A 17,280-nucleotide genomic window follows, 5' to 3' on the forward strand; every position below is an offset into this window, starting at 1 on the left:
CCAAAATCCTGCTCATGTTTCTGTTCCGGCGGCGGCGTCGGGCCGGGTTTTGCCCGGTCCTAGCCGAAGCCTGGTTCTTGCCTGCTATTCGCGTCGCTCAAATTGTGAAGCAACAGGGATAATTTAAGGCGAAGAACCTCGGTTAACCGCATGTAAACATCCGGGGGCATCTTGCCAAGCGGTTGAAAAGCGAGAAGGGTGCCGGCCACAGCTTTGACGGTGGCGAATGTTGCGAATATTTTCCACTGTAACCGCCCGGTAACAGGGCGGATCGCCACAAGCCTCGCCGTGTCATCCCAACGCGTCGCGGCCACAATCACCTTGCCCTGACACCGGCTCTCGGAAGCTTCTTTCGTTGCTCCGGATGCGTGCAGAGACAAGAAAGTAGCCGGAGTTTTTCAATGCCGATGAAGTTCGAGTTCACCTTTGCCAAGTCCCACCGGCCGAGCGGCGGCGTCGCCGTGCTCCTCAAGACGTCGGGCGGCGGAGCTGCAGCCGGTGCCGATGTCGCCGATCCGCAAGACGTGGTGACAAAGGCGGCGAAGGTGAAGAAGTTCACTGCAAAGGCGTTCTCCAGTCTCGATATCGTTGCGCCGCATGGCTCGCCAGCAGACCGAATCATCGTGCTCGGGCTTGGAGAGGCGGATGCGCTTACGGAACACGATTGGCTGAAGGCCGGCGGCGCCGTCGCCGCGAAGCTCGGTTCAGCCGACAAGATGACCGTCTTCATCGACGCGCCCGGGATCGACGTGACCGGCAAGGCGGCCGCCGATTTCGCGCTCGGCATGGAGATGAACGCCTACAGATTCGATGGCTACAAGACCAAGAAAGCCGACGACGAGGCCAAATTCTCCGGCAAGCCGGCCAAGGTGACGATCGTCACCGGCACGGTCATCGCCGCGAAGAAGGCCTTCGCCACCGCACAGGCGGTTGCCGAAGGCGTCTTCCTGGCGCGCGACCTGGTGAACGAGCCGGCGAACGTGCTGGGCCCGGTCGAGTTTGCCGCCAAGGCAAAGGACCTGGAGAAGCTTGGCGTCGAGGTGGAGATTCTCACCGAAAAGGAGATGAAGAAACTCGGCATGGGCGCGCTGCTGGGTGTGGCGCAGGGGTCTACCCGCCCGCCGCGGCTCGTCGTCATGCAGTGGAAGGGCGGCAAGGCCAAGGACCGCCCGCTCGCCTTCGTCGGTAAGGGCGTCGTCTTCGACAGCGGTGGCATCTCGATCAAGCCGGCCGCCGGCATGGAGGAGATGAAGGGTGACATGGGCGGCGCCGCCGCCGTCATCGGCCTCATGCATGTGCTTGCCGCACGCGAAGCGAAGGTCAATGCCATCGGCATCATCGGCCTTGTGGAAAACATGCCCGACGGCAGCGCACAGCGCCCTGGCGACATCGTGACCTCGATGTCCGGCCAGACGATCGAGGTGATCAACACCGATGCCGAAGGCCGCCTCGTGCTGTGCGATGCGCTGTGGTACTGCAACGACCGCTTCAAGCCGCAGGCGATCATCGATCTCGCGACCTTGACCGGCGCCATCATGGTTGCGCTCGCAACGCACCACGCCGGCCTATTCTCGAACGATGACCGCCTGGCCGGCCAGTTGCTCGCCGCCGGCATCGCGACGCAGGAACGCCTGTGGCGCATGCCGCTCGGCAAGGAATACGACAAGATGATCGACAGCAAGTTCGCCGATATGAAGAACACCGGCGGCCGCCACGGCGGTGCGGTAACGGCGGCGCAGTTCCTGCAGCGTTTCGTCAAGGATACGCCCTGGGCGCATCTCGATATCGCCGGCACCGCCATGGGCACGCCGACGGACGAGGTCAACCAGTCCTGGGGCTCGGGTTTCGGCGTCCGGCTGCTCGATGAATTGGTGCGGGCGAGCTACGAATCCTGACTGGCCGCGACGGACGTGACGAAAGGCGGGAAGCAATCGGTATGACCGAAATCCTGTTCTATCACCTGACGGAATCGAAGCTCGAAGACGCGTTGCCGCCATTGCTCGACAAGAGCGTCGAGCGCGGCTGGCGGGTGGCTGTGCAGACGATCGACGCCGAGCGGCGCGACGCGCTCGACACGCATCTGTGGGTTTATCGCGACGAAAGCTTCCTGCCGCATGGCACGGATGCCGGCGACTTCGCTGCAGACCAGCCGATCCTGCTGGTGGCCGACGAAGGCAATGCGAATGCCGCGACGGTCCGCTTCGTCATTGACGGCGCCAGCCCGCCTGATGTTTCGACCTACGAGCGCGTCGTCTTCATGTTCGATGGCTACGACCAGGATCAGCTCGAGGGCGCGCGCGCCCATTGGAAGCGGTTGAAGGGGGAGGGGCACAACCTCACCTATTGGCAACAGAACCGCGACGGCCGCTGGGAAAAGAAGGCTTGAGTTTACAACCCGTTGCGACGAAGAAGCCCGCGGCCGATGCCGCGGGCTTCGTGCTTCTGACGTGCTCAGAATATCAATCGTGGAACGCTTCGACGAACTTGCGCTTGCCGAGCATGAAGGCGTCGGCGACGTGGCGCAGCGGCGCCAGATCGACGTCCGACTTCCCGGCTCTGACGATCTCGGCGAAGCGCCGATAGAGCATCGGGTATTCCTGTTCCGGCTCGTGATGGACAAGCTTGCCATCGATGGCGAGCTTGGCGCCGCCTTCGGACAGCACCATCTCGCCTGCCGCCGTCCGGGCGACGATGTCCCAGCTCTGCTTGCCGGTCTGGCGCCAGTCGAACTCGGCGGAAACCGGCAATTTCTTCCCATCCGTGAAGGTGATGTTGGCAGCAATCGGCGCGTCCCGATTCTCGGGGAATTCGAGCACGGCCGAGGTCACGAACAGCGGAAGCGGCAGGATGTGGGTAATGATCGAAAGTGCGTTGATGCCCGGGTCGAAGACGCCGAGACCGCCCGCGGCCCAGATCCATTCCTGATTCGGGTGCCAGTGGCGCACGTCTTCCTTCCAGATGATCTGGACATCATTGATCGTCGTTGTCGCCAGAAAGGATTTTGCCGCTTCCACGGCGGGTGCGTAGCGGGAATGCCAGCTGGCAAACAGCGACAGCCCCTTCGATGCCGCCAGCGCTTCGAGGTCCGCGACTTCGCTGAGGGTGGCGCCCGGCGGCTTTTCCAGGAACACGTGCTTGCCCGCATCGAGCGCCGTGCGGGCCGCCTCGTAGCGATACTGCGGCGGCATGCAGAGCGACACGGCCTCGATCGCAGGCACGGCTTCGAGCATCGCCTCGATCGATTTGAAATTGTCGATGCCGTCGACCGTGCCATGCCGGCTGGCCGCAGCGATCAGGTGATAGTCGCCGTTTCTGGCGATCGCCGGCAGATGTTGGTCGCGAACGATCTTGCCGACGCCGACAAGAGCAATTTTGATGGGGGCCATTGGTGTTCCGCTCGATTTGTATGACTTATTGTCGGCTCTTGTAGCAGATTGCGCAAAGGGGGCAAGCGCCGCCGGTCCGCCGCCAGCATGTGCCATCAATGTCGTGGAAATCGACAGACTATCATTCCCTCTGAACGCCATCGCTCTAGCTCTACCAACGGACACGCCGTGTCGTCTCGCCAGCGGGGGCGGGTCAACAGGGTGATCTGACCGCCGCAAGAGGAGTGAACATGCAGTTGCAAATCCGTCGTGCAAGCCGTGTCGAACTCGACGTCATGATCGAATGGGCAGCGGGGGAAGGGTGGAATCCCGGTCTCGGCGACGCAGGCCCATTCTGGACGGCCGACCCGGACGGTTACTGGATCGCGAGTGGAGAGGAGGGGCCCATCGGAGCCATTTCACTGGTGCGATACAACCAAAGCTATGGCTTCCTCGGCTTCTTCATCACGCGACCGGACTTTCGTGGCCAGGGGATCGGCCGGCAATTGTGGCAGCAGGCGATGTCGTCCGCCGATGGGCGCATCGTCGGCCTCGACGGCGTGATCGCCCAGCAGGAGAATTATCGCCGGTCCGGCTTCGCTTACGCCCATGCGAACATCCGCTACGGCGGTGTGATCGACGTCGTCGAGCCGCCGGGTGCCGATCTCCTGGAGGTCGCGCCGATTCATATGTCGCTCCTCACCGAATATGACCGCCGTTTCGTCCCGGCCCGTCGTGAGGCCTTCCTTCGCGAATGGCTGAAGTCGAGCGATGGACGGCGCAGCGTCTTGCTGCTGCGCGATGGCGCGGTTGCGGCCTATGGGACGATTCGCGCCTGCCGTAACGGGTTCAAGATCGGGCCGCTCTTTTCCGATACGGAGACCGGCGCCGATCTGGTTTTTCGCAAGCTCGCCTCCGGCGTCAACGGCAGCGAGGTCTATCTCGACATCCCCGACCCGAATGCCTCGGCCAAGGCGCTTTGCGATCGCTACAATCTGCGGCCGGTGTTCGAAACGGCGCGCATGTATCGCGGGCCGGACCCAGGCCTGCCGCTTGCCCGGATCTATGGCATCACCACGTTTGAGCTCGGATGAACGACCGGCCGGCCCCATGTCAGCCGGCCATCGCCTCTTCGTATTCGGCGGAAAGCTCGAGCCATTGCTCTTCGGCGTGAACGAGTTTCGTTGCCGCGTCGGCGCGTTCCTTGGCCTTCTGTGCAGCTTTCGCAGGCGACTTTTCGTAGAGCGCCGGATCGGCCAGTTCCACATCAAGTGCCTGAATCAGTTTCTCCAGTTTCCCGGTCAAGGATTCGATTTCATTGATCTTCTTGCGAAGCGGTGCAAGCGAGGCGCGCTTGTCGGCATTGGCCTTGCGCTGGTCCGCCTTCGAAACGCTGTCTTCGGCGCTCGAAGGCTTGACCCTCTCGTCCTTCGCCTTGGTGCCGCCGACGATCAGGCTGCGATAATCCTCGAGGTCGCCGTCATAGCTCGCCACCGTTCCATCGCGCACCAGCCACAGCCGGTCGGCGGTCGCCTCGATCAGGTGTCGATCATGCGAGATCAGGATCACGGCACCGGAATAGTCGTTGAGCGCGGTGATCAGCGCGTTGCGGCTGTCGATGTCGAGGTGGTTGGTCGGCTCGTCGAGGATCAGGAGGTTTGGCGCATCGAAGGCGGCAAGGCCCATCAGCAGCCGCGCCTTTTCGCCGCCGGAGAGATCCTTGGCGGGTGTTTCCATCTTTTCCGTCGCAAGCCCCATCTGCGCCACGCGCGAGCGCACCTTGGCTTCCGGCGCATCCGGCATGCGCCGACGCACATGCTCGACCGCGCTCTGGGTCGGGATGAGGTCGTCCAACTGGTGCTGAGCGAAGAAGCCGACCTTGAGGTTCGGCGCGATCTTCAATTCACCTGCTTCGGGCGCGAGGCGGCCAGAGATGAACTTGGCGAAGGTGGACTTGCCGTTGCCGTTGGAGCCAAGCAGCGCGATGCGGTCGTCGGTGTCGATCCTGAGGTTCAGCCGCTTGAGGATCGGCTTGCCGGGCTCGTAGCCGACGGCGCCGCCGGTGACGGCGATGATCGGCGATGCTGCTTCCTTCTCTGGATCCGGGAAGGAGAAACCCTGGACATGGTCCTCGATGACGGCAGCCACGGTTCCCATGCGCTCTAGCGCCTTGATGCGGCTCTGCGCCTGGCGGGCCTTCGTCGCCTTGGCCCGGAACCGGTCGATGAAGCTCTGCAGATGCTTGCGGGCGGCGTCGTTTTTCGCCTTCGCCTTCATCTGCAATTCGTCGGCCTCGGCCTTCTGCCGCTCGAACTGATCGTAGGAGCCGCGATAGAAGGTGAGTTTCTTCTGATCGAGGTGCACGATGGCGTTGACTGCGGTGTTCAGGAGATCGCGGTCGTGGCTGATGATGATGACCGTATGCGGATAGCGGCGGACATAGTCCTCCAGCCAGAGCGTGCCCTCGAGGTCGAGGTAGTTGGTCGGCTCGTCGAGCAGCAGCAGGTCGGGCTCGGAGAAAAGCACCGCGGCCAATGCCACGCGCATCCGCCAGCCGCCAGAGAAGGACGAGGCCGGCCGCTGCTGCGCCTCGTGGTCGAAGCCGAGGCCAGCGAGGATGCTGGCCGCCCGGGACTCGGCCGAGTGGGCGCCGATATCGGCAAGCCGCGTCTGGATCTCGGCGATGCGGTGCGGGTCCGTCGCGGTTTCCGCTTCGGCGATCAGTGCCGAACGCTCCTTGTCAGCCTTGAGCACGATCTCGATCAGCGGTTCCTCGGTGCCGGGCGCTTCCTGCGCGACCTGGCCGATACGGGCATTCCTGGGCAGCGAGATGCTGCCGGCTTCGGAGGCAAAGTCGCCGGTGATGATGCGAAACAGCGTCGACTTGCCGGCACCGTTTCGGCCCACGAGCCCCGCCTTCGTGCCCGCCGGAAGCGTCACGGATGCATTTTCGATGAGGAGACGTCCCGCGATGCGGGCGGAAAGGCCGGAAATCTGGATCATTGCGGCCTTTTGCCCGGACTTGGCCGGGAAGGCAAGAGGCGCGGGTATGCAGCGTTTTCCTGCGGTGTCGGTCCGGGATTTCAAGAGGTCATTGTTATCGATTTTTGAACAACGCGTTCCGACAATCGATACTACACATCCTCATCGTGAGGGACCATCTCAATAGCGGAAGGGCGGGGAACGCTCTTCTGACCGCCTCGATCGACTGAACGCCATTGGCAAGGGCCCCGCGTTCCGAGGGACGACCGATCCGGCCACGGACATTTTAGATGAAACCTCGTTCGACCGAACGAGCCTCCCAGGAGTGAAGATCATGAAAACTGCAATCCAGACCGCTCTTTCCGCCGCTCTCGTTGCAACCGCCATCCTAGGTGGCGCCTCCGCTGCCTTGGCCGGCGGCAGCTACTACGAAGGCGTCAGCCCGACGCCACTCTATACCGAGCGCACGCCTGCCGTTACCGGCAAGTCGTCCTTTACCATCGGCAACTCTGAAGCCGGTTATGTCGACCGCACCAACACCGGTTCGGTGGTGAGCTACGGCGTCGCGCCGAAGAGCGTGCAGGGTGGCGAAGGCGAATATTATCAGGGCATCTCGCGCTGACCACGATGAAGAGGGGGTGCGGGTTTCTGCCTGCACCCCTTTTCGAGGGATTTGATTGATCACCGCCGTGATCTTATGAAGCGTCCTCCCAAGCGCCCGGACGGGGTTAGCCCCGACTGCCCATCTCCACCAGGGAACAGATTGATGAAGAAGTCCATTGCCGCGATCCTCGTTGCGGCCGCCATGCTTGGCGGCGCGTCGGCCGCTGTGGCCGGCGGCAGCTACTATGAGGGCGTGAGCTCTACGCCGCTCTTTACCGGCCGTGCCGAGGCTTCCGCCGGCATCGGCGTCTCTGCGAGCACGACCAGCCGCGGCGACTACTACGCAGGTATCGAAGACCGATCCGTCGATGCGACGGCAACCGGTGCGATCGCCAGCAGCGACGCCAAGGCTTTTGGTCGGACCGACGAAAACAAGCAGTAAGTCACGCCAAACGGTTGACCGAACAGCCCGGTCCCGCCACGCGGGGCCGGGCTGTTGCGTTTTGGCGTTGCCAAATGAGGTGCATTGCCATGACAGAAAAAGTCGAGGTCGCCGAGCGGCTCTTCGATCTCTATCACTGCGTTCATCGCCTGGTGAACGCGTCGATGTCGGAGGAAGGCGTTTCGCTCGCGCGCAGCAAGTTCCTGTTCTATCTCAACACGCTCGGACCCCGTCGCTGTGCGGATATCGCCGCGGCGCTCGGCTTTGCAGCGAGAACCGTCACCGAAGCGATCGACGGACTGGAACGGGACGGCATGGTCGTCCGTGAAGCGGATCCGGAGGATCGCCGTGCGAAGATCATATCGATTACCGATCGCGGCCGGCTGGCACTGGAAGCGGCGCTCCAGCCACGTCATCGCACGATCGACGAGTTGTTCTCTGCGCTCGACGACTGCGAGCGCGGCGAGCTTTTCCGCCTGCTCGGCTGTCTCCGGGAGAAGGCGACGGAGATCGACGAAAACCGCCAGCCGGTCGCCGCTTGACGTGTGGGCACCTAAGCGGCGTTCTGGCCGTAGATCTTGCCGCGGTCGCGGCCGAGTGCCGCCGAATAACGCAGGATGCCGGCGCCATCCTGCGCTGCGGACAATGCCAGTTCCGCTTGGATCAGAAGATCGGCGCTGTTCGATGCCGGCTGCGCGACGGTAATGCCCGCCGCAAGCGAGAGCGTCTCGACGGTGTGCACGCGCCCGGGGAGGGTGACCTTCATTGCCTTTACGGATTGCAGGAGGCGCCGCGCAATGGCCTCGGCGTTCTCGGCGCTGACGTCCCGGCAGACAAAGGCGAAGTCCTGCTGGCCCACGCGGGCGACGAAGTCGTTTTTCTTGATCGACTTGCGAAACAGCGCCGACAGCCTGGCAAGCGCTTTGGCCGCGACCGTGCCGCCATGGTGCTCGGCCATCGCACGAAGCCCTTCCACGGAGACGAGAAGCAGAGCGACCGGCTGGTCGATCCGCTCCGTTTCGAGAATGGAGTCGAGCTTCGCTGAAAGTGCAAGCCGGTTCGGCAGGCCGGTGGCGGGGTCGCGGGTGAGCGACCGACCGCTTTCGGACAGATCACCCTCCAGTTCGACGAAGCGTCGCGCGCCGTTTTCCAGAAGGTATTGCAGAGCGCTCTCTTCGTTCATCAATCGGCCAGCCGCTTCCCGCAGCCGTGCGGCTTCGTCGGCGACCCCCGTTAGGCCGGCGACGGGATCTGCTTCAAGCCGGCCGGCGAAGTGATCGAGTTCGGCCTTGAACGCTTGTTTCTGCACCAGCGCAAGCTTGAGCTTGCTGGCCATGTCGGCGAGGGCTTCCTGCGCTTCGGCCCTCGCCCGGTCCGCGGCGAGGGAAGCGTGGGAGACGAGGTGATGCTTGAGGCCCAGCGCGTCCAGCGAGTCCTGTAGCGGGTTGTGCCCGAGCGCGCCAAGCTCCCGGGAAAGCTGGGGCAGGCGACCGGACAGTGCTTCGTAGAAAAGCTCGTAATTGCGGGGCAGGGCAGCAACCCCATGCGCGGACATTGCGTGCGCCACCTTCAGAATGATTGCTGCTTGTCTCGCCTGCGATCGGCTGGCCTCCGCTGGAACTTGCCTGGTCATTCTGTCGGTCCTCAATGTCAGTAGGATGTGATGTCCGGATCGAGGAGTACTATGAGAGACTGCATTTAAGGGAGTCTGAAGATTTCGGATTCCGCTCGTTCCCGCCCGGTATGGTTGCTGAATTCCATCTGCTCGCGGCGGGGCGCAACCGAGACTCGCATGCCAACTGACAGCTGTCAGCTTGGCAAAGTTTATACTTGACGCCTTTAGTCACCAATTATATTCGGCGCTGCTAAATCGGGCATCGAAGCCCGCGGACAAACAGCGACGGTCAAGGATGTCCCTCTCGTTCATTGCGGATCTGGCGAAATGGGGTGACCGTGCGGCGCTGGTCTTTTCCGGGCAACGGATCGTCACCTATCGGGAACTCGGCGAACGCGTCGCCCGCCAGGCGCTCGCCTTCGGCGGTTCACGCGGACTGGTGGTGATCGAGGCCGAGCTTTCCGAACATGCGATCATCGCTTACCTGGCGGCGCTGAGTGCGGGACATGCCGTGGCCCTGCAGGCTCCGAAGACCGGGGTGGCCCAATCCTGGGTCGATGCCTTCGAGCCCGATTACGGCTTTCGCCGCATCGATGGCCGCTGGCGCACGGAGTATCTGCGGCAAGATGGCAAGGCGCCGCATCCCGAGTTGGCGGTGATGCTCTCCACCTCCGGCACCACCGGTTGCGGCAAGGCCGTCCGCTTGTCCGGGGAAAACATCACGGCAAATGCCGCCTCCATTGCAGAATATCTCGGCCTGACGGCGGATGATCGCGGCTGCCTCATCCTGCCGCTTCACTACTCCTACGGTCTGTCGGTTCTGAACTCCCACCTGGCGGTTGGAGCAAGCCTCTATATTCCCGGTGGATCGGTCCTCGATGCCGGCTTTCTCGATGGTCTCGCCGCAAGCGGCAGCACAAACTTTGCAGGCGTGCCCTATTCCTACGAGTTGCTGGAGAAGGTGGGTTTCCGCGAACGGCGGTTCCCGCATTTGCGCTTCATGACCGTTGCCGGCGGTCGGTTGAGCCCGGAGATCATCCGTCTCTATGACGACCACCTTCGTGCCCAAGGCGCGTCCTTCTTTGCGATGTACGGCCAGACGGAGGCCACCGCGCGCATAGCCTTTGTGCCGCCGGCGGCACTTGCCGGCAACGAGGAGAGGATCGGCATAGCCATCCCCGGCGGGCACCTCTCGATCGAGAACGAGAACGGAGCGCCGATCGAAGGCGACGGTGTCGCCGGCGAACTCGTCTATCGCGGCCCGAACGTGATGATGGGCTACGCCACATCGCGCAAAGATCTCTGCCGTGGCGCCGAGCTTACCGAACTGCGCACCGGTGACCTCGCGATGCGCCATGCCGACGGCCTGTTCCAGATCGTCGGCCGCATGAAGCGGATTTCCAAGATTGCCGGCCTCAGGATCGCCCACGATGGGCTGGAAGCGGCGCTCGAAAGGCGTGGCATCGTGGCAGCCGTCGTCGGTGACGATGCCGGCCTTCATGCTTTCTACGCCGGCAGTCGTGATGCCGAGGAGATCAGACGGTTCCTCGCGCAAGCGAGCGGGCTGACGCTCGCGCATCTCAAGGCCACGCAGCTTGCCGAAATGCCGCGGCTTTCCAGCGGCAAGGTCGACTATAACGCACTCAAAATGACGGCCCGCCAGGCGGCAGCGACCGTCGACGACGACAACGGCGGCATCGAAGAGCTTTTTGCGCAGGTCTTCTATCCGAAGAGGGTGAAGCGCTCCGACAGTTTTGTGTCGCTGGGCGGCGATTCCTTGCGTTTCGTTCAGCTCTCGATCGGTCTGGAAAAGGCGCTGGGGCAAGTTCCCGACGCCTGGGAGACCTTGTCGATCGCCGAATTGTCGGCGCAGGAGCGCCGTGAGACCGCCACGCGACGGATCGGGATGGACCTGCTGATCCGCGCACTGGCGATTCTGCTCGTCGTCCTGCACCACGAGTTGCTTTGGCCCATCCCCGGCGGATCGGCAGCCATGGTCGTCCTCGCAGGCTTCAGCCTCGCCCGCTTCCAGATGGGGCCACTTCTGGCCGGAGATGGCCCGGCCATCCTGCGCCCGCTCGCCCAGGTGCTGGTGCCTTACTATCTGATCGTCGCTGCCTATGCGGTCACCTGGGGCGAGGTGCCCTGGGCCTCGGTCTTCCTCGTCGGCAATTTCGGTGTGGCCCTGCCGGAGGAACACGGCATGGTGCCGTATCTCTACTGGTTCATCGAAGCCTATTGCCAGATGATGCTCGTCTTTGTCGGGCTCTTCGCGATCCCGCAGTTCCGGCGCTTTGTCTCTGCAAGGCCCTTCGGTGCCGGCATGGCCCTGCTGTTTGCCGCTCTTGTCGCCAGGTTGACCCTGCCGCTCCTGTGGCCGATCGGCAATCGCCAGATCTTCACCCTGCCATGGATTTTCTATCTCGCCGTCATCGGCTGGTGCGCCGCGGTCGCCGAAACCGGCAAGCAGCGCCTGCTGCTGATGTTGTCCGGCGCCGGGGCGTTCCTGTTCTTCGGCCTATACGAGGGGGTCTGGATCGGGACGAAGATCAAATACCTGCTGCAAATCGCCGTCCTGGCAGCGCTGCTTTATCTTACGCGCGTCAGCGTGCCGCGCTGGGCGGCGCAACTCGTCCTGCCTCTGTCGGCGGCGGGCTTCCACATCTACATCCTGCACCGCTTCGTTCCCGAGCTGCTGATGCTGCCGCTGCAACCGGCGTTGCCGCCGGTGGCGTTTTCGATCCTGTCGATCGTTGGCGGCATCGCGCTCGGCCTGGCCGCGTGGCTCGGCCAGCGTCAGCTTCTAAAGAAGCTTGCTGAGTGGCGGGAGCGCGAGCTCCGGCCGCTGCGATCGCTCGGCTTTGGGGCGCTGCGCTTTCCGCTACGCCCACTGTGACCCGTCAGTCCTGAGGAAGTGGGCCAGGTCCAGCGTCACGGACGGCTGGCCGAGTGCGGTCAGCGTCGCATGCGCCTGCCCACGGTGATGAGTCTGATGGTTGAAGAAGTGCCCGAGCGTCGGCGCCAGCTTCTGCGTGATAACCGTCGGGTTGGTGAGTGGCGTATAGGTGAGATCGGCGCTGAGGCGTTCCTCGCTCAAGCTGTCGATCCACGCAATGATGCGTTCGTCCTCGGCGTTGCGAGCGGTGGTGAGCGCCGGCAGATCGCCATGCAGGATCGTATCGAGCGCAGTGGGGGCATCACCCTCGCGCGTAAAGCGCTTCATCCACACCCGATCGGCGACAAGGATATGATTGAGGGTCGCCAGCAGCGAGCCGAAGAAGGCGCCGCGGTTTTCCCGCAGTTCGGCATCGGTCAATTCTGCCGCAGCGGCATAGATCAGGCGGTTCGCCCAGCGGTTATAGTCGGCGAACATGCGAAAGTGATCGAGCATTGGTATCTCCTTGAAGGGGCGGCGACGCTAACGCGAAACTGCATTTCTGTGGCTGATATCACTCATGAAATTTACTGATTTGATGACGCCGCCGATTTGTCGTTCAACGGGACGCCAACCGACCGGGAGTCTATATGTCGAGAAAACTCTATTCGCTTTGTGGGGCCGACAGGACGCGTCCCTTCTCGCCGCATGTGTGGAAGACGAAGATGTCGCTCGCGCACAAGGGGCTCGATTTTGACGTCGTGCCGATCGGCTTCACCGAAATCCCCGGCATCGAGAATGGAGCTACCACGCTGGTGCCGCTGTTGCGTGACGGGGAACGGCTGGTGAAGGACAGCTTCGACATCGCCCTCTACCTCGAAGAGACCTATCCGGACCGCCCGCCGCTCTTCGCCGGTGAGGGTGCGAAGGCCACCGCCCGTTTCGTGGAGGGTTGGTCGCAGACGACGCTGCATCCCGCCATCGCCCGGATCATTATCAAGGATATTCATGATAGCCTTGATCCCGTCGATCAGGCCTATTTCCGGCAAAGCCGCGAAAAGCGCTTCGGCACGTCGCTGGAAGCGGTCGCCGAAGGCGGCCCGGCTGCCCTTGCCACGTTCGCCGAAAAGCTCGAGCCGCTTCGCCACATGCTGAAGTTTCAGGATTTCCTGGGTGGCGCGGAACCGCTTTTCGCTGATTATATCGTCTTCGGGGCATTTCAGTGGGCGCGCATCGTCTCGCCGCAAAGCCTGCTTCAGCCAGGCGATCCCGTCACCGGCTGGTTCGAACGCTGCCTCGACCTGCATGGCGGCCTCGGACGGACTGTGACGGCTGCATGAAACCCGCTCGGCTCGAGCCGAATCATCGGCAGGCCCCCTTGTTTTGCGCGGGATTGGCGGCTAATGAACCGCCACTTCTCAAGAAACAAGGGATTTGAGCCAATGGCTATTGAACGTACCTTCTCGATGATCAAGCCGGACGCGACCAAGCGCAACCTTACCGGCGCCATCACCAAGATGCTCGAAGATGCCGGCCTGCGCGTAGTCGCCTCCAAGCGCGTCTGGATGAGCCGTCGCGAAGCCGAAGGCTTCTACGCCGTTCACAAGGAACGTCCGTTCTTCGGCGAACTGGTCGAGTTCATGTCCTCCGGCCCGACGGTCGTTCAGGTTCTCGAAGGCGAAAATGCAATCGCCAAGAACCGCGAAGTCATGGGCGCCACCAACCCGGCAAACGCTGCCGAAGGCACCATCCGCAAGGTTCACGCCCTGTCGATCGGCGAAAACTCGGTTCACGGTTCGGATGCCCCGGAAACTGCTGCTGAAGAAATCGCCTACTGGTTCTCGGGCACCGAGATCGTTGGCTGATTAAAAATCTCCAGTTTGAGCCGCAACGGCTTGAATTGACTTGGATTTGAACCGGAGCGGAAACGCTCCGGTTTTTTCATATGGGGCATTTCGCGGTCTCGAAATGTTCGGGAGTCTTGCCGTCGCGGAAGACTTCCGGATTCTTGTCGTAGGCGGGGCCCTCGACCAGTGCCTTGGCCGGCAGGATATCCTGGTCGATATCCGAGATGACTGTGGTCTCCAGTTTCTGCAGCGTTTCGCCGTCAGGTCCCTTCACTTCGATCGTCACCGCATAGGGTCTTTCCTTTTTCACGCAGGTCAAATCAGGACTTTCCAGCACCACCCTGTCGAGCTTTGGAAAGAGCTTGCGCGTCAGCGTGAACGGCTTGCCGCCCACCGGGTTCTCGAAGGTGGCGACGACGACGCTGCCCTCGGGCACGGGCTCTGTCTTCTGAAGCGTGATCGTGTAGACCGCGTAGGCAAGGCGGTAATTGAAGACGAACATCTTGCCCGTCAGCTTCAGCGGATCCGGTCCGGTCTCGCGCTGACAGCCGGTGGTGGCGAGTGTGATGGCAAGTGCTGCCAAGATCCCGATCATCCTTGTCATGGGCCTGCTTCTTCCCTGTTGCGATGGTAGTGGCGCTTGGCCTTGTTGCGATTGCCGCAGACCGCCATGTCGCACCAGGTCCGGCTGCGGTTGCGGCTGCGGTCGAGAAACAGCCAGCCGCAATTCGGGCAGATCTTCAGCCGGTCGGGCTCGGGGTTGGCGGCAAGGCTGAGTGCCGAATGCGCGGTCGCGGTGTCGAGCGGAAGCGCGCCGCCGTGCGGCACGGGACCGCGCAGAACCACCGCGATCGCCTCGAGCAAGTCGGCCAGGAACTCCGGCCGGCCATTTTTCGATATCTCCGCGCGGAAGTGCCTGTCGGTCGCTTCGCGCAGCCGCAGAAGGCCCGCGCGCCGTTCAGCCGCCACGGGCAGCAGCGGACCAAAGCGGGTGTTCTCCGCCCCGAAACGGTTGGCAGCTTCCGCAAAGGTATCGATCGCTGCAACGTCGGCGAAACGGTCGATCCGGCGCTCGGGATCGAAGCGCAGGACGATGGAATTGGCCACGTCCAGCGCCAAGGCGCCGCCGGCAAAACGATGGGCTGTCCAGGTGAAGGTCATACGAAAATCCTAACTGGCAAAAATGATTTTACCAGTTATATTGATCTTGTCACGCTCCGGATGCGCCATGCTCTATTTTCTGCAGCAACTCGCCAATGCCGTCCCTGTCGCCGCGCTTTATGCGGTGCTTGCCTTTGGCTATGCCATCGCTTTCGCCGTGACACGTCGAGCGGATCTTACCTATGGCGCGCTCTTTGCTTTCTCGGGCCAGATGTTCGTGCTGTTTGCGGATCTCGGCTGGAACCGGCTGTGGCTGGTGCTGCCGGCTGCGCTCGGCCTCGGCGCGGCTGCGGCCTTGAGTTTCGGCCTTGGCGCCGGGCTCGTCGCCGGGCGTTATGTCATGCGGCCGCTCGCCTTTTCGTCAGCCAACACCGTCGTCGTGGCCTCGCTCGGCTGCCTGCTGGTCCTGATGGAAACGGCGCGGCTCGCCTCTGAGACACGCAGCCTGTGGCTGCCGCCGTTCCTGAACGGGAACATCGTTTTCTGGGACGATCCGCGCTTTCCGGTCACGCTGACGGTCATCCAGCTCGGCAACACCGCGCTCATGGCCGCGCTCGTGGCAGCCGGGCACTGGTATCTCACGCATTCACGGGCAGGGCGGTTCTGGCGCGCGGTATCAGAGGATCGGGGTGCGGCGGCACTCTGCGGCGTCGATGCCGCGACCGTTTACATCGTCGCCTATGGCGCGGCATCGCTGATCGCTGCCTTCTGCGGCATTCTCGCAGCGTCCTACTACGGCAACATGGATTTCGGCACGGGGCTCACTTTCGGCGTCAAGGTGCTGTTCATCGCCGCGATCGGTGGCCAGGCCTCGCCGCTCTACGCCGCACTCGGTGCCGCCGGAGTCGGCTTGCTGGAAACGCTGTGGAGCGCCTATGGTCCGATCCTGTGGCGCGACTTTGCGATCTTCGGGTTTCTGGTGCTCGTGCTCGCGGTGACGCGCAAGGAGAAGATCATTCCCTGACTGGCGGATGGGCCACGGGTGTTCCGTGCCAGCGCGGCCTATTTCGTCGACCAGCGCTCCCGCGCCGTGTCGTCGGCATCCTTCGCGCTGACCCAGCCGCCGCTGGTGCCGTCGCCAAGGTGCTCCTTCTTCCAGAAGGGCGCCGAAGTCTTCAGGAAGTCCATGATGAAGTTGGCGCCGTCGAAGGCGGCCTGCCGGTGCCGCGAGGCGGTAACCACCAGCACGATGTTTTCGCCGGGCTTGACCTTGCCGTAGCGGTGGATAGCGGTCGCGGCCTGCAGCGAGAAACGCGCGGCTGCCTCGCGGCAGATGCGTTCGATTTCCGCCTCGGCCATGCCCGGATAATGTTCGAGCTCGAGGGCGGCGAGCGTGCCCGCTTCATCGCGGCAAAGCCCGGAAAAGGTGACGACGGCACCGATATCGGTCCGTCCCGCCGAGAGTTTCGCGACCTCGCCATTGAGGTCGAAGTCCTCGCGCTGAACGCGCACGGTCACCGGCGTGCGCATTGCCTCAACCACCCGTCATCGGTGGAAACAGGGCGATCTCCCGGGCGCCGGCGATCGGCTCGCGATGGTCGACATGTTCCTGGTTGATGGCCGCGCGGATGACGTTTTCATGTTCGAGCGCCGCCTCGTACTCCTCGCCGAGCGTCTTCAGATGGGTGAGGAGGTCGGCAATGGTGACGACGCCGGCGGGAACGTCCAGCGTCTCTTCGCCCTTGCCGATGCGCTCCCGCACCCAGGAGAAATAGACGAGATTGACGGTGCTCATTCGTTGACCACGTGCTTGAGGCCGGCGCGGAAATAGTCGTAGCCCGTGTAGAGCGTGATCCCGGCGGCGATCCACAGGAGCACGATACCCGCTTCCGTCGTATAGGGCAAAATCTTGTCGCCGGCGGGGCCCGCCAGCAGGAAGGCGATGGCGACCATCTGGATCGTCGTCTTCCACTTGGCGATGCGCGTCACGGGAACGCTGACCTTCAGCGCTGCCAGATATTCACGCAGGCCGGACACCAGGATTTCGCGGCAGAGGATGATGATCGCAGCCCAGATCGACCAGCCGGCAATCGTCTGATCGGCGGCGACGAGCAGCAGGATCGACGCGACCAGGAGCTTGTCCGCAATCGGGTCGAGCATGCGGCCGATGTTCGACGTCTGATTCCAGATGCGGGCGAGATAGCCGTCGAAGAAATCGGTGATCGATGCAACGATAAAGAGCGTGACCGCCGTCCAGCGTGCGAAATCCGAACTGTGCAGCCGACCCTCGATGAAGAAGCAGAGGACGATCAACGGCACGATCAGGATTCGGAAATAGGTGAGTAGGTTCGGGATGCTGTAGGCGACAGGCTTGGCCATGGATTCGTGTTCTCTGGTTCGTCAGGTACAGAATGACTTTGCTGGCCGGAGGTCAACAGGTCATCGTCGGC

General features: G+C 62.9%; 19 protein-coding genes. 10 read left to right on the forward strand and 9 right to left on the reverse strand.

The features are described 5' to 3' along the window. Positions 1-401: 401 nt before the first annotated feature. Together BHMPCIPO_RS06890 and BHMPCIPO_RS06895 are read left to right on the forward strand one after the other, a co-directional pair. Complete coding sequence (locus BHMPCIPO_RS06890; protein WP_173516071.1) at positions 402-1,895, forward strand: leucyl aminopeptidase; 1,494 nt, start codon at positions 402-404, stop codon at positions 1,893-1,895. 41 nt (positions 1,896-1,936) lie between these two features. Further along, entirely contained in the window at positions 1,937-2,386 is a 450-nt protein-coding gene (locus tag BHMPCIPO_RS06895) for a DNA polymerase III subunit chi (protein WP_173516072.1), read from the forward strand. 73 nt (positions 2,387-2,459) lie between these two features. Here the strand turns inward: BHMPCIPO_RS06895 and BHMPCIPO_RS06900 are convergent, their stop codons facing one another. Beyond that, positions 2,460-3,386 (reverse strand): Gfo/Idh/MocA family protein, encoded by a 927-nt coding sequence (locus BHMPCIPO_RS06900; protein ID WP_173516073.1) that lies wholly within the window; start codon positions 3,384-3,386, stop codon positions 2,460-2,462. A 230-nt stretch (positions 3,387-3,616) separates the two neighbouring features. Here BHMPCIPO_RS06900 and BHMPCIPO_RS06905 point away from each other — a divergent pair, with 230 nt between their 5' ends. Next, entirely contained in the window at positions 3,617-4,459 is an 843-nt protein-coding gene (locus BHMPCIPO_RS06905) for a GNAT family N-acetyltransferase (RefSeq protein WP_173516074.1), read from the forward strand. Between the two features lie 19 nt (positions 4,460-4,478). Here the strand turns inward: BHMPCIPO_RS06905 and BHMPCIPO_RS06910 are convergent, their stop codons facing one another. Continuing rightward, entirely contained in the window at positions 4,479-6,368 is a 1,890-nt protein-coding gene (locus BHMPCIPO_RS06910; protein WP_173516075.1) for an ABC-F family ATP-binding cassette domain-containing protein, read from the reverse strand. A gap of 313 nt (positions 6,369-6,681) precedes the next feature. Here BHMPCIPO_RS06910 and BHMPCIPO_RS06915 point away from each other — a divergent pair, with 313 nt between their 5' ends. The 3 genes from BHMPCIPO_RS06915 to BHMPCIPO_RS06925 all read left to right on the forward strand — a co-directional run bounded on the left by BHMPCIPO_RS06915 (position 6,682) and on the right by BHMPCIPO_RS06925 (position 7,934). Continuing rightward, complete coding sequence (locus BHMPCIPO_RS06915) at positions 6,682-6,969, forward strand: hypothetical protein (protein WP_173516076.1); 288 nt, start codon at positions 6,682-6,684, stop codon at positions 6,967-6,969. 144 nt (positions 6,970-7,113) lie between these two features. Then, positions 7,114-7,392 (forward strand): hypothetical protein, encoded by a 279-nt coding sequence (locus tag BHMPCIPO_RS06920; protein WP_173514877.1) that lies wholly within the window; start codon positions 7,114-7,116, stop codon positions 7,390-7,392. A gap of 89 nt (positions 7,393-7,481) precedes the next feature. Beyond that, positions 7,482-7,934, forward strand: coding sequence for a MarR family winged helix-turn-helix transcriptional regulator (locus BHMPCIPO_RS06925; protein WP_173516077.1), 453 nt, complete (start codon positions 7,482-7,484; stop codon positions 7,932-7,934). A gap of 11 nt (positions 7,935-7,945) precedes the next feature. Here BHMPCIPO_RS06925 and BHMPCIPO_RS06930 read toward each other — a convergent pair whose 3' ends face one another. Continuing rightward, positions 7,946-9,025, reverse strand: coding sequence for a GGDEF domain-containing protein (locus BHMPCIPO_RS06930; RefSeq protein ID WP_210266422.1), 1,080 nt, complete (start codon positions 9,023-9,025; stop codon positions 7,946-7,948). A gap of 277 nt (positions 9,026-9,302) precedes the next feature. On the opposite strand from BHMPCIPO_RS06930, the gene BHMPCIPO_RS06935 reads away from it, so the two are divergent. Then, positions 9,303-11,903, forward strand: coding sequence for an AMP-binding protein (locus BHMPCIPO_RS06935; RefSeq protein WP_173516079.1), 2,601 nt, complete (start codon positions 9,303-9,305; stop codon positions 11,901-11,903). On the opposite strand, the gene BHMPCIPO_RS06940 is transcribed toward BHMPCIPO_RS06935, so the two are convergent. Beyond that, positions 11,889-12,398 carry a DinB family protein gene (locus tag BHMPCIPO_RS06940; protein WP_173516080.1) on the reverse strand — a complete coding sequence of 170 codons (510 nt, stop codon included), beginning with the start codon at positions 12,396-12,398 and terminating at the stop codon, positions 11,889-11,891. The genes BHMPCIPO_RS06935 and BHMPCIPO_RS06940 overlap by 15 nt on opposite strands. A gap of 134 nt (positions 12,399-12,532) precedes the next feature. Here BHMPCIPO_RS06940 and BHMPCIPO_RS06945 point away from each other — a divergent pair, with 134 nt between their 5' ends. Further along, on the forward strand, positions 12,533-13,222 hold the full coding sequence (locus BHMPCIPO_RS06945) for a glutathione S-transferase family protein (RefSeq protein WP_173516081.1): 690 nt from the start codon (positions 12,533-12,535) through the stop codon (positions 13,220-13,222). Positions 13,223-13,324: 102 nt separating this feature from the next. After that, positions 13,325-13,747 (forward strand): nucleoside-diphosphate kinase, encoded by a 423-nt coding sequence (gene ndk, locus BHMPCIPO_RS06950; RefSeq protein WP_003531616.1) that lies wholly within the window; start codon positions 13,325-13,327, stop codon positions 13,745-13,747. Between the two features lie 76 nt (positions 13,748-13,823). Here the strand turns inward: ndk and BHMPCIPO_RS06955 are convergent, their stop codons facing one another. After that, complete coding sequence (locus tag BHMPCIPO_RS06955; RefSeq protein ID WP_173518106.1) at positions 13,824-14,324, reverse strand: hypothetical protein; 501 nt, start codon at positions 14,322-14,324, stop codon at positions 13,824-13,826. Between the two features lie 5 nt (positions 14,325-14,329). Then, positions 14,330-14,890 carry a CGNR zinc finger domain-containing protein gene (locus BHMPCIPO_RS06960; RefSeq protein WP_173516082.1) on the reverse strand — a complete coding sequence of 187 codons (561 nt, stop codon included), beginning with the start codon at positions 14,888-14,890 and terminating at the stop codon, positions 14,330-14,332. Positions 14,891-14,957: 67 nt separating this feature from the next. Here BHMPCIPO_RS06960 and BHMPCIPO_RS06965 point away from each other — a divergent pair, with 67 nt between their 5' ends. Next, on the forward strand, positions 14,958-15,854 hold the full coding sequence (locus BHMPCIPO_RS06965) for a branched-chain amino acid ABC transporter permease (protein WP_173516083.1): 897 nt from the start codon (positions 14,958-14,960) through the stop codon (positions 15,852-15,854). A 38-nt stretch (positions 15,855-15,892) separates the two neighbouring features. On the opposite strand, the gene BHMPCIPO_RS06970 is transcribed toward BHMPCIPO_RS06965, so the two are convergent. From BHMPCIPO_RS06970 to pgsA, 3 genes are read right to left on the reverse strand one after another with little or no spacing between them, the layout of a single operon-like run. After that, positions 15,893-16,360, reverse strand: a complete 468-nt coding sequence (locus BHMPCIPO_RS06970) for a molybdenum cofactor biosynthesis protein MoaE (protein ID WP_173516084.1) — start codon at positions 16,358-16,360, stop codon at positions 15,893-15,895. 4 nt (positions 16,361-16,364) lie between these two features. Beyond that, positions 16,365-16,625, reverse strand: coding sequence for a molybdopterin converting factor subunit 1 (gene moaD, locus BHMPCIPO_RS06975; RefSeq protein ID WP_173516085.1), 261 nt, complete (start codon positions 16,623-16,625; stop codon positions 16,365-16,367). Beyond that, entirely contained in the window at positions 16,622-17,209 is a 588-nt protein-coding gene (gene pgsA / locus BHMPCIPO_RS06980; protein ID WP_173516086.1) for a CDP-diacylglycerol--glycerol-3-phosphate 3-phosphatidyltransferase, read from the reverse strand. Before pgsA ends, moaD begins: the two co-directional genes overlap by 4 nt. Positions 17,210-17,280: the final 71 nt, after the last annotated feature.

The organism is Ensifer sesbaniae (genome assembly GCF_013283665.1).
GTDB lineage: Bacteria > Pseudomonadota > Alphaproteobacteria > Rhizobiales > Rhizobiaceae > Ensifer > Ensifer sesbaniae.